The following is a 12,228-nucleotide window of genomic DNA, read 5'->3' as shown; positions in this document are numbered from 1 at the left end:
GGGGGGCGGTCTTCCCGCCCCGGTCGGGCGGGCGGGGGCCGGGCTGTTTTTCTTGGCCACCCCCCCCCCGGGGGGTCAGCTACCGGGTGGGCCGGTCCGCTGCGGAGCCGGCCAGCGGCCGGCACTACCTGCTCACGACCAAACCTGCGCTCACGACCAACGGTCGTGAGCTACCGGGTGGCAACGGTCGTGAGCTACCGGGTGGAGGCGGTCGTGAGCTACCGGTGGAGGCGGGCCGGCGAGGGATCACGCTTCGCCATCCAGCTCGGGGTAGTGCCGGAAGATGCCGTTGGTGTTGAACGCCAGGCGCCGTTCGGAGGCGAGATAGGCGGCGATGTTGGGCCGGGTTTCCACCCGGTCCTTCAATGCACGCAGATGTGGCAGCGTCGGCCACAGCGCCTGCATGCGGCGCGGGAACATGTACTCCAGCCCGCTCAGCAGCTGGAACAGGGCGAGATCCACGTAGGAATGCTCCCGCAGCGGGTGCCGCCCACCGTTGTGCTTGAGCACGTTCTCGAAATAGCCCAGGAACTTGGGCATGCGCTCGCCGCGCATCGACGCGGCGCGCGCGTTGGCTTCGTGCTTCTGATCCTCGTAGTACGCCGACATCGCGATCGGATGGTGGGTGTCGTGGACCTCGGCGACCAGATCGGCGATGGTCAATTGCAGCTGGAGTGCCTGCTGCCGCCGTGAGCTGGCATCCGGGACGAGGCCGAGTTCCGGGCCCAGGTGGTCCAGGATCGCGCCGACCTGGGCGATCACCTGCCGGCCGGTACGCAGAAACGGGGGAGCGAATGGCTGCAGGCCTTCAACCTTGCCCTGCAGGTACGGCTGCATTACCGCATCGCCATGGACGCGCGCCATATCGGTGTAGCCCGCGCCGGCATCCTCCAGTGCCAGCCGCACGAACTCGCCGCGGCCCTGGATGCCGGTCCAGTAATACAGTTCGTAATGCATGCCGCCACTCCGTATGGAACCGGCCTCCAGCATGGCCCGTGCTGCCGAAAGCAGGCGTGAGCGCAGCGTGGTTCCCGTGCTAGGGTCGAGCGGGGATGTTGATGGGAGTACGCGATGCGGAAGTGGGTCCTGGGCATGTGCGTGGCAGTGTTGCCCGCCACGGTGGCGGCCGATCCGGTGGCACTGCACGATGGGTTCGGCTACAGCGATGCGGTGCTGCGTGCGGAACTGACCACGTTGCGTGAGATGAGCGGCGCATCCGGCCCGCGCCGGCACCTCGGTGCAGCGGGCTACCATCGTGTCCGTGGCGAGCTGGCCGCTTCCAACCGTGCCGCACGCCAGTGCCTGGATGAAACCCGCGATGCACCGCCCGCGCTGCAGGGGCTGGCGTTCCTGTGCGAATCCACTCTCGCGGGCAATGCGCTGATCGAGGGTGATATCGCTGGATGGGCGCGCCTGATGCTGCGCGTGCGCGAGGACTACCAGCGCACCATCGTGCCGATGCTCCGGGCCGGCGATGAAGTACCCGATGTCACCCGGCCGGTGTTTGCGTCCTTCACCACATGGCCGCGCAGCGCGCTGCCCGCAGCCGAGCGGGCGCAGGACGTGGCGGTGCCGATCCAGTTCCGCAATGAGCTGCCCTCGGTGACCCTCACGCTGCACGGCACGCGCGAGGGCAGGCCGGTCGCCCACGAGGCCGCTTTCATCGTCGATACCGGGGCCCCGCGCTCGCACATCAGCCGCGCGCTGGCCGAGTCGCTCGGCCTGGCGGTCACCGAGGGCTTCGTGGTGTCGCGCATCGTCGAGGGCGATATCCAGCAGGCTGGCCTGGTGGCACCGATCGATATCGAGGTGGGTGGGCAGCGGGTGCGTGATGTGTCGTTCAACAGCGAGGGGGCGCGCGAGCTCAACCTGATCGGCCTGGACGTGCTGCGCGCGCTGGGACGGATCACCCTCTCGCGTGAAACGCTGACGCTGCTGGGCGCACGGACACCGGCAGCGTGCACGCGGCGGACGGTCTTCACCTCCTCGCTGTGGGGGCCCTTCCAGCAGGTCCGCTTTCCGATCCGGGGCCGCGAGAACAACCTGATGCTGGTCGATACGGGCTTCCATGGGGCCTTCCAGATGCGTGGTGCGCCGCGCTCGTCGGTGCCGGCCGCCGCGATCCAGCGCAGGAACGTGATCACCACGCGCGGTGCGGAGGACATCGAGTACGCGCCCGCCAGCACGCCACTGCAGGTCACCGATACGTTGAGCGACATTGCCGTGGATATCGCGTTCCAGCCACCGGATCTGTTCCCGTCGTCGTGGCGGATCGGCTACGGCGTCACCGGGGGTTACACCGTGGCACTGGACCTGCCCGCCGCGCTCGGCTGCCTGGTCCCGCAGCCGGCCGAGCCATCGCTTCTGGCCCGTCCACCGACGGCCTGACGAACCCTGAATCGGCATCTCATCCACCCTTGAAACACGCCCCCGTAACCGCATTTCAGGGACAGTGCTGGCACGGCCAGCCCCGTTTACATCGAGGACAAGAACATGCGGATGGACAAGCTCACCTCGCGTTTCCAGCAGGCGCTGGCCGACGCGCAGTCGTTGGCCGTGGGCCGCGACCACAACATCATCGAACCGGTGCACGTGTTCAGCGCGCTGCTGGACCAGCAGGGCGGCAGCACGCGCCCGCTGCTGGCCCAGGCCGGCGTCAACGTGCCGGTATTGCGCGAACGCTTGAATGAAACCCTGGAGGCCCTGCCCAAGGTCTCCGGGCAGGAAGGCAACCTGTCGATCGGCAACGATCTGAACCGGCTGCTCAACAACACCGACAAGCTGGCCCAGCAGCACGGCGATGCCTTCATCGCCAGCGAGTGGTTCGTGCTGGCTGCGGTGGACGATGGCGGCACCCTGGGCATGGCGCTGCGCGCCGCCGGTGCCGACAAGAAGAAGATCGAGACCGCGATCGACAAGGTCCGCGGCGGCGAGACCGTGCAGTCGGAAAACGCCGAAGACCAGCGCCAGGCGCTGGAGAAGTACACCATCGACCTGACCGCGCGGGCCGAGAGCGGCAAGCTGGATCCGGTGATCGGCCGCGATGAGGAAATCCGTCGCACCATCCAGGTCCTGCAGCGCCGCACCAAGAACAACCCGGTGCTGATCGGCGAACCCGGCGTGGGCAAGACCGCCATCGTGGAAGGCCTGGCCCAGCGCATCATCAACGACGAAGTGCCCGAAGGCCTGCGTGGCAAGCGCGTGCTCTCGCTGGACATGGGCGCGCTGATCGCCGGCGCCAAGTTCCGCGGTGAGTTCGAAGAGCGCCTCAAGGGCGTGCTCAACGACCTGGCCAAGAGCGAAGGGCAGGTGATCCTGTTCATCGACGAGCTGCACACCATGGTCGGTGCGGGCAAGGCCGATGGCGCGATGGACGCCGGCAACATGCTCAAGCCGGCGCTCGCGCGCGGTGAACTGCACTGCGTCGGTGCGACCACCCTGGACGAATACCGCAAGTACATCGAAAAGGATGCTGCGCTGGAACGCCGCTTCCAGAAGGTGCTGGTCGGCGAGCCGAGCGTGGAAGACACCATCGCGATCCTGCGCGGGCTGAAGGAAAAGTACGCCGTGCACCATGGCGTGGAAATCACCGACCCGGCGATCGTCGCGGCGGCCACGCTCTCGCACCGTTACATCGCCGACCGCCAGCTGCCCGACAAGGCCATCGACCTGATGGACGAGGCCGCCTCGCGCATCCGCATGGAGATCGACTCCAAGCCGGAAGAGCTGGACCGCCTGGAACGGCGCCTGATCCAGCTCAAGATCCAGCGTGAAATGCTCAAGAAGGAAAAGGACGATGCCTCCCGGCAGCGCCTGGCCGATCTTGAAAACGACATCGATACGCTGGAGCGCGAGTTCTCCGACCTCAACGAAATCTGGAAGTCGGAGAAGGCAACGCTGCAGGGCGCGACGCGGATCAAGGAACAGATCGAACAGGCCAAGCTGGAGCTGGAATCGGCGCAGCGCCGCCAGGATTTCGGCCGCATGAGCGAGATCCAGTACGGGCAGCTGCCGCAGCTGGAGAAGCAGCTCGCGGCCGCGCAGGAAGTGGAAACCAGCGAGTTCAAGCTGGTGCAGGATCGGGTCACCGCCGAAGAAATCGCCGAAGTGGTCTCGCGTTGGACCGGCATCCCGGTCAATCGCATGCTGGAAGGCGAGCGCGACAAGCTGCTGCGCATGGAAGACATGCTGCACAACCGCGTGGTTGGCCAGGAAGAGGCGATCAAGGTGGTCTCCGATGCGGTGCGGCGCTCGCGTGCGGGCCTGTCCGATCCGGATCGCCCGAGCGGCTCGTTCCTGTTCCTGGGGCCGACCGGCGTGGGCAAGACTGAACTGTGCAAGGCGCTGGCCGAATTCCTGTTCGACAGCAGCGACGCGATGATCCGCATCGACATGAGCGAGTTCATGGAGAAGCACAGCGTCGCGCGCCTGATCGGTGCGCCCCCGGGGTATGTGGGCTACGAAGAAGGCGGCTACCTCACCGAGGCGGTGCGCCGTCGCCCGTACTCGCTGATCCTGCTGGACGAAGTGGAGAAGGCGCATCCGGATGTGTTCAACATCCTGCTGCAGGTGCTCGACGACGGTCGCCTGACCGATGGCCAGGGCCGCACGGTGGACTTCCGCAACACCGTCATCGTGATGACCTCCAACCTGGGCTCGCACCAGATCCAGGACATGAGCAGCGATGACAGCCCGGAGGCCTACACGCAGATGAAGGCGGCGGTGATGGGGGTGGTGCAGGCGCACTTCCGCCCGGAATTCATCAACCGCCTGGACGACATCGTCGTGTTCCATCCGCTGGACAAGGTGCAGATCAAGCAGATCGCCCGCATCCAGATGCAGGGCCTGGAAAAGCGCCTGGCCGAGCGTGGCCTGCGTATCGAGGTCAGTGACGAGGCCTTCCAGCTGCTGGGCAACGTCGGTTTCGACCCGGTCTACGGCGCCCGCCCGCTCAAGCGTGCGATCCAGTCGCAGCTGGAGAACCCGCTGGCGCAGAAGATCCTCTCCGGCGAGTTCCTCAACGGCGATGTGATCCGGGTCGATGCGGGCGAAGGCAAGCTGGTGTTCGTGAAGGGCTGAGCCCCGCGCGCACCGGCGGCCTGATAACCGTTGGGCCTCACGCCATGCATGTTTGGCATGAACCCCCGCTTCGGCGGGGGTTTTTTGTTCGGTATCGTCGGCATTCACCTGGAGACGATGCGCTATGTCCGAACACGGCAGTCCCGAATCACAGTGGCGCGCGGAGACCATCGCGGTGCACGGCGGTTACCAGCCTGACCCCACCACCCGCGCGGTGGCGGTGCCGATCTACCAGACCGTGGCCTACGCCTTCGATGACACCCAGCATGGCGCGGACCTGTTCGATCTGAAGGTGCCGGGCAACATCTACACCCGCATCATGAACCCGACCACCGATGTGCTGGAGCAGCGCATCGCGGCGCTCGAAGGTGGCATCGGTGCGCTCGCACTGGCCTCGGGCCAGGCCGCGATCACCTACGCGATCCAGACCATCGCCGAGGCCGGCGACAACATCGTCTCGGCCAGTGCCCTGTACGGCGGCACCTACAACCTGTTCGCGCACACGCTGCCGCAGTTCGGGATCGACACGCGCTTTGCCGACTACCGCGATCCGCAGGCGTTCGGCGCGCTGATCGATGACCGCACCAAGGCCGTGTTCGTCGAATCCATCGGCAACCCGCGTGGCAACATCACCGACATCGAAGCGGTGGCGAAGATCGCGCATGCGCATGGCGTGCCGCTGATCGTGGACAACACGGTGGCGACGCCGTACCTGCAGCGCTCGTTCGATTTCGGCGCGGACATCGTCGTGCATTCGCTGACCAAGTACCTCGGGGGCCATGGCACCAGCCTGGGCGGGGCGATCGTGGATTCCGGGCGCTTCCCCTGGGCGGAGCACAAGCAGCGCTTCCGCCGCTTGAACGAGCCGGACGTGAGCTACCACGGCGTGGTCTACACCGACGCACTCGGGCCCGCCGCCTACATCGGCCGCGCGCGGGTGGTTCCGCTGCGCAATACCGGCGCGGCGATCTCACCGTTCAATTCCTTCCTGATCCTGCAGGGCATCGAGACGCTGGCACTGCGGCTGGACCGTATCAACGCCAACACCCTGGCGGTTGCCAGGCACCTGCAGGGCCATGCCAAGGTGGCGTGGGTCAACTACGCCGCGCTGCCCGATCACCCCGAGCATGCGCTGGTGCAGAAGTACCTGCGCGGCCACGGCTCCGGCGTGCTGACCTTTGGCCTGCCCGGTGGGCGCGCTGCCGGCGCGCGCTTCCTGGATGCACTGCAGCTGTTCACCCGCCTGGTGAACCTCGGGGATGCCAAATCCCTGGCCACGCATCCTGCCTCGACCACGCACCGGCAGCTGGATGCGGCCGAACTGGAGAAGGCGGGGGTCAGCGAAGACACCGTGCGTTTGTCGGTGGGCATCGAGCACATCGACGACCTGCTGGCGGATCTGGAGCAGGCGTTGGCCAAGGCGTAGTGGCAGGCCCCACGGCGGCCGGTGCGGGCCGGCCGCCGTGGGGGTCTTGCCATGGCGCCATGGAATTCTCCGGCATGGGGGTAGAGCCCCGCAATGCGTGGCTGCGCGGCGCCGGAAGAAGACGCAGCCACGCATGGCGTGGCTCTACCGGCAGGGTTAGGATCGGCTGACGATCCCCCAACTGCGCAAGATCGGCCACGCGCAGGGGCGCCGCACGGCGCACGCTGAGCGTCACCTCGAGAGGGAGCCCGCCATGCACCGCATTGCCCAGGTCCGCCAGCGCCACGGTATCGATCGTGTCATCGCCCATCTGCAGGCGTGCCTGCGCGCTGGCGATCCCTTGCCCGATCTGGAGGCACTGGCCGTGATCGCGCACCAGTCGCCGTTCCACTTCCATCGCCTGTACCGTGCACTGACCGGTGAAACGCCCGGGCGTACCGTGGCGCGCCTGCGCTTGCTGCAGGCGCTGACGCTGCTCGGCCAGGCCGAGAGCCGGGTGACCGAGGTCGCCTTGAACGTCGGCTATGAAAGCCCGCAGGCGCTGGCCCGTGCCTGTCGCCAGGCGCTGCATGCCACGCCGAGCACGTTGCGTGAGGATGCCGGGCTGCGCAGCCACTGGCAGCAGCGGCTGTCGCTGCCGGCGGGCGATCACGCGGACGGGACGGTGCCGTTGCAGGTCACGGTGACCACGCTGGAACCCTTCGATGTGGTGGCGCTGCGCAGGGAAGGGGCCTTCGATGATCTGGATCAGGCCTTCGGCGCGATCTTCACCTGGGCCGCCGAGCAGGGCTGGGCCGAACAGCTGCAGCAGTTGATCGGCATCGCACGGACGGACCACCGCGACGCGCCGGCGCAGGAATGCGTGTTCGATTGCGCCATGGGCTTCGGGCGCCCGCCGCAGGCGCTACCGGCCCCGCTGCGTGCGCTGACGCTGGGTGGCGGCACGCATGCCGTGCTGCGCCATGTGGGCAGCTACGCGGGCCTGGAAGCGGCCACTGACGCCCTGCTACGCGACTGGCTGCCCGACAGTGGCCACGCCCTGCGCGAGGCGGAGCTGTACTACCACTACCTGGATGATCCGGAAGAAGTGCCCGAGGCCATCCTCCGCGCGGATATCTGCGTGCCGGTCGCGTAGCGGCCCTCAGACCACCGGGATGCTGTGCTGCTGGCCCATCGTGCGGTACGGCGGGGTGGACATCACCATCTCGGCCAGCGAGTAGGCCAGTTCGCGCTCGGCCATCACCGTGCCGTCGGCACCGTGGGCGAGCAGGTGCTTCACCTCGGCATCGCTGTGTGCACGTGCCAGCAGGGTCAGGCCGGGGTTGAGCGCGCGCAGCTTGGCCAGCGTTTCACCGGCTTCCAGCGGCTGCGGGATCGCCAGCACGGCGATCTTGGCGCGCTCGGGATGGGCTTCGGCCAGTACGCGGTCGGAGGCGGCACTGCCGCGGATACCGGGCAAGCCGGCCGCGTGCGCTTCGGCGACGTGTTCCTTGTTGTCGTCGATGATCATCACCGGCACCCCCCGGTCGCGCAGCACCTGCGCCAGCGCGCTGCCGACGCGGCCGTAGCCGATCACGATGGCATGGTCATGCAGGTCCAGCGATGGGCCCGGCGGCAATTCCGTCTCCACCGTGGTGGGGGCGGTTTCCTGATGCTTCAGCAGCCAGCGGTCGAGCAGGCCGAACACCAGCGGGTTGAGCATGATCGAGATCAGCGCACCGGCCAGCACCAGCGCCTGACCGGTGGGCGGCAGGATCCCCAGGGTCACGCCGAGCCCGGCGATGATGAAGGCGAATTCGCCGATCTGCGCCAGGCTGGCGGAAATCGTCAGCGCGGTACCGGTCGGATGGCCGAACGCGCGCACGATCACGAACGCAGCAGCCGATTTGCCGAACATGATGATCGCCGCCGTGGCCAGGACCTGCCACGGATGCTCGATCAGGATGGCCGGGTTGAACAGCATGCCGACCGAGACGAAGAACAGCACCGCGAACGCATCGCGCAGCGGCAGCGAATCATTGGCCGCCTTGTGGCTCAGTTCGGATTCGTTGAGCAGCATGCCGGCGAAGAACGCGCCGAGTGCGAACGACACGCCGAACAGCATCGCCGAGCCGAACGCCACGCCCAGTGCGATGGCCAGCACGGCCAGGGTGAACAGCTCGCGCGAACCGGTGCCGGCGATGCGCTCCAGGATCCACGGAATCACCCGGCGCCCGACCACCAGCATCACCGCCACGAACAGGCCCAACTGCACGAAGGTCCAGCCGATGCTGGCCAGCACGCTGCCGACGGTATGGGTTTCATTGGCCGCATCGGGCCCGAACACGCCGGCCAGGACCGGCATCATCACCAGCGCCAGGACGCAGGCCAGGTCTTCCACGATCAGCCAGCCGATGGCGATCTTGCCGCGCGTGGTTTCCAGCAGGCGCCGTTCTTCCATCGCGCGCAGCAGCACCACGGTACTGGCGGTGGCCAGCGAGAAACCGAACACCACGCCATAGATCACCGGCCAGCCCATCAACGCCGCCAGGCCCCAGCCGAGCAGGGTGGCGACCAGGATCTGGCCGATCGCACCCGGGATGGCGATCGCTTTGACCTCCATCAGGTCTTTGAGCGAGAAATGCAGGCCGACGCCGAACATCAGCAGCATCACCCCGATCTCGGCCAGCTGGTTGGCCAGTGCCTGGTCGGCGACGAAGCCGGGGGTGAACGGACCTACGCAGATGCCTGCAATCAGATAACCGACCAGGGGAGACAAACGCAGCTTGTTGGCCAGCGCGCCGAAAATGAAGGCGAGCCCAAGGCCAACGGCAACGATGTTGATCAGGTCGGTGTCATGGTGCATCGGGGCTCGCAAAGAGGGGGGGTGCCCCGATTTTCACCGATGCGGCCGGTCCGGGCAAACATCGATGGCCGCAATGCTGCTATGTCCCCGTGGTCAGGTCATGTGCTGTCCGGGACAGCCCGTGCGTTGAACGGTGGATGCGCGGAATCGCGGTTTCCTGCGGCCAAAACGCACATGCCCCGGCGAACCGGGGCATGGGGTTTATCAGGCGGTTGCCGGCCAGCGGCCGGCACTACCTTGGGTTACCACTTGTAGGTCACGCGGCCATAGACGTACGCACCGTTGAACCCGTACGGCGAGTAGTTGCTGTACGGCAGCATGCCCCAGGTGGAGTTCTGCAGGTCCACGGTGCGGTCCGGATATTCGTCCAGGATGTTGTCCGCGCCCAGGGTCAGGGTCCAGTTCTCGCTCGGCTTGTAGCTGGCCGAGGCATCGAGCACCCACGAGGCGTCGTAGGTCTGGTCGCGCAGGGCGGTGGCCGAGTTGCGCACGGTGAACGAGCCGTAGCGGGTGGCGGCCAGGTTCAGGTCCCACCGGTCCGAGCGCCAGGTGCCGCTGAGGATGGTCTTGTCGCGCGGGTAGCTGTCTTCGATGCGGCCGATCTCATCGCGGCCGATCAGCGACTGGGTGATGCCCAGCGTGCCGAACACCGGCGGCGAGGCGATGAACTTCTTCACCTCGGTCTCGTTGTAGCTGTAGGCCGCGGTCAGCTCCAGCGAGCTGGCGGCGAACGGGATCGTGTAACTGGAGACCGCATCCACGCCGCGGGTGCGGGTGTCCACGCCGTTGGTGAAGTAGGAGAACGCGGTGACGCCCGGCAGGCCCAGGTTGGCCAGCAGCGCGTTGGCGGCGTCATTGGTGGTGATGTTGGTCGACAGGACGATGCGGTCGTCGATGTCGATCTGGTACGCATCCACGGTCAGGTACAGGCGATCCACCGGCTGCAGCACCAGGCCCAGGCTGTAGGAGGTCGAGCTTTCGGCCTTCAGCGGGCTGGCGCCCAGGGCCTGTGCGGCCGGGCTGGTGGTCGGGAAGGTGCCGCGTTCGACGAACACGCCGTTGATGATCGTGCTGGTCACCGCCTGGTAGCTCTGCTGGGCCAGCGAGGGCGCGCGGAAGCCGCTGGAGGCGGTGGCGCGCAGGGCGACCTTGTCGGTGAAGGCGTAGCGGGCGGAGAGCTTGCCGGAGAACTTGTCGCCGAAGTCCGAGTAATCCTCGTAGCGGCCGGTCACGCCGGCGGAGAACTTGTCGGTGAGGTCGGCTTCCAGGCCAGCGTAGACGGCGTAGTTGTCACGGTCGGCATCCACCGCGTTGAGCGGGGTGAAGCCGCCGAAGCCCTGCGCACCGCTGCCGGTGTAGGCGTTCAGTTCACCGGCTGACTGCTCCCACTTTTCCTTGCGGTACTCACCGCCGAAGGACAGCGTGACCGGGTAGGCCAGGCCCCAGTCCAGGGTCTTGGTCACATCGGCATTGACGATGTTCTGGGTGTACTCCAGCGCGCCGTCGTAGAACGAGCGCGGGCTGTTCACGCCGAGCGCGTAGTTGATGCTGTTGCGGGTGTGGAAATCGATCTTGTTGGCGCCGTAGTTGTAGCTGACATCCCAGTTCCAGCCGCTGTCCGAGCCGCCCTTCACACCGGCGACCAGCGAACGGTCCTTGGAATACTGATTGATCTCAGGCACGAACCCGTCCGGGTAGGTCTGCGCCAGCAGCGCGCCCTGGTTGAGGTTGTTGCGCGAGCGGTAGAACGCGAACGAGGTGATGTCGCGGTTGCTGGCCATCGCCGTGGCATAGGCCGAGACGTGGTCGCTGAACTGGAAGCTGGCGTTGGCCGACGCGGCGGTCGCATCCACGCGCGGGTCACCGACCACGAAGGTGGTCTGGCCGATGTTGGGGAAGTTGCTCGTGTTCGGCACGGTGCCCTGGTACGGGCCGGCACGGTTGCTCTCGTCCTGCTGGACGATCTGGCCGGCCACATGCACGCTGCCGCGGCCGTCGGCGAAGCCGATCCCGGTATCGCCGGAGAGCTGGTACTTGTTGCCGTCACCGGCCGAGTACTGGCCGGCATCCAGCGCCAGGCTGCCGCCGGAGGACGAGCCCTTGAGCACGATGTTGATCACGCCGGCGATGGCATCCGAGCCGTACTGCGCGGAGGCGCCGTCGCGCAGCACTTCCACGCGCTCGATCGAGGCGATCGGAATCGCGTTGATGTCCACTGCCGAGGAGCCACGGCCGATGCTGCCGTTGACGTTGATCTGCGCGGAGGTGTGGCGGCGCTTGCCGTTGACCAGCACCAGCACCTGGTCCGGGGAAAGGCCTCGCAGCTGCGCCGGGCGAATGCCGCTGGTGCCATCGGTCAGCGCCGGGCGCGGGAAATTCAGCGAGGGCAGGGCGCGGGCCAGCGCGGTGGCCAGCTCGGTGGTGCCGGTGGACTGCAGCGCCTCGGGGGTGATGATGTCGATCGGCGATTGCGACTCGGCCACGGTGCGGTCGGCCACGCGGGTGCCGGTGACGATGATGGTGTCCAGGGTGTTGGCGGCCGTCCGGGCAGGCACGTCCTGGGCGGTGGCGGCGAAGCTGGACATACCGAGCGCGACAGCTACGGCGGCGGCGAGCGTACTGGTCTTGCGGTTCATCAGGATGTGGCTCCGGTAGTGGCGGTGCTGCACCAAAGCGACATCACGACATCGAGGATCGGGTCTGCGAAGGCGGTGTTGCGGTGCGCAATAGACGGATTAACGGGATATTCATCGCTTGTCAAATGTAGGTCACGTTCGTAAAAAACGTTGCAGAAGCAACCATTTACGTGAGGCCGGGGATTTGACAGGGGGGTCCCGGGGTAGCGCGGGCAGGGTCGTGGGAGAGAGAAACGAGGCCT

7 protein-coding genes are annotated in these 12,228 nt (G+C 66.9%); 4 read left to right on the top strand and 3 right to left on the bottom strand.

Annotation, left to right across the window (positions count from 1 at the left end; genetic code table 11):
* Positions 1-246: 246 nt before the first annotated feature.
* Positions 247-957 (bottom strand): glutathione S-transferase, encoded by a 711-nt coding sequence (locus ABE571_RS17775; RefSeq protein ID WP_313212524.1) that lies wholly within the window; start codon positions 955-957, stop codon positions 247-249.
* A 114-nt stretch (positions 958-1,071) separates the two neighbouring features.
* Between ABE571_RS17775 and ABE571_RS17770 the strand changes: the two genes are divergently transcribed.
* From ABE571_RS17770 to ABE571_RS17755, 4 genes are all read left to right on the top strand, one after another.
* The gene (locus tag ABE571_RS17770; protein ID WP_346494318.1) at positions 1,072-2,388 is read left to right on the top strand and encodes a retropepsin-like aspartic protease; all 1,317 of its coding nucleotides are present in this window, start codon (positions 1,072-1,074) and stop codon (positions 2,386-2,388) included.
* A 105-nt stretch (positions 2,389-2,493) separates the two neighbouring features.
* Positions 2,494-5,079: an ATP-dependent chaperone ClpB gene (clpB, locus tag ABE571_RS17765; RefSeq protein ID WP_346494316.1), complete on the top strand. Its 2,586-nt coding sequence runs from the start codon at positions 2,494-2,496 to the stop codon at positions 5,077-5,079.
* 124 nt (positions 5,080-5,203) lie between these two features.
* Entirely contained in the window at positions 5,204-6,505 is a 1,302-nt protein-coding gene (locus tag ABE571_RS17760) for an aminotransferase class I/II-fold pyridoxal phosphate-dependent enzyme (RefSeq protein ID WP_346466637.1), read from the top strand.
* A gap of 253 nt (positions 6,506-6,758) precedes the next feature.
* Positions 6,759-7,640, top strand: a complete 882-nt coding sequence (locus ABE571_RS17755) for an AraC family transcriptional regulator (protein ID WP_346494314.1) — start codon at positions 6,759-6,761, stop codon at positions 7,638-7,640.
* Between the two features lie 6 nt (positions 7,641-7,646).
* Here the strand turns inward: ABE571_RS17755 and ybaL are convergent, their stop codons facing one another.
* Together ybaL and ABE571_RS17745 are read right to left on the bottom strand one after the other, a co-directional pair.
* On the bottom strand, positions 7,647-9,350 hold the full coding sequence (gene ybaL, locus ABE571_RS17750) for a YbaL family putative K(+) efflux transporter (protein WP_088433889.1): 1,704 nt from the start codon (positions 9,348-9,350) through the stop codon (positions 7,647-7,649).
* A gap of 242 nt (positions 9,351-9,592) precedes the next feature.
* On the bottom strand, positions 9,593-11,986 hold the full coding sequence (locus ABE571_RS17745; protein ID WP_313212519.1) for a TonB-dependent receptor: 2,394 nt from the start codon (positions 11,984-11,986) through the stop codon (positions 9,593-9,595).
* Positions 11,987-12,228 lie beyond the last annotated feature (242 nt).

Origin of the sequence: Stenotrophomonas sp. TWI273, from assembly GCF_039674765.1 — a bacterium.
Lineage (GTDB): Bacteria > Pseudomonadota > Gammaproteobacteria > Xanthomonadales > Xanthomonadaceae > Stenotrophomonas.
Note: the sequence above shows the minus strand (reverse complement) of the source record. Positions and strands in the feature narration are given on the sequence as shown.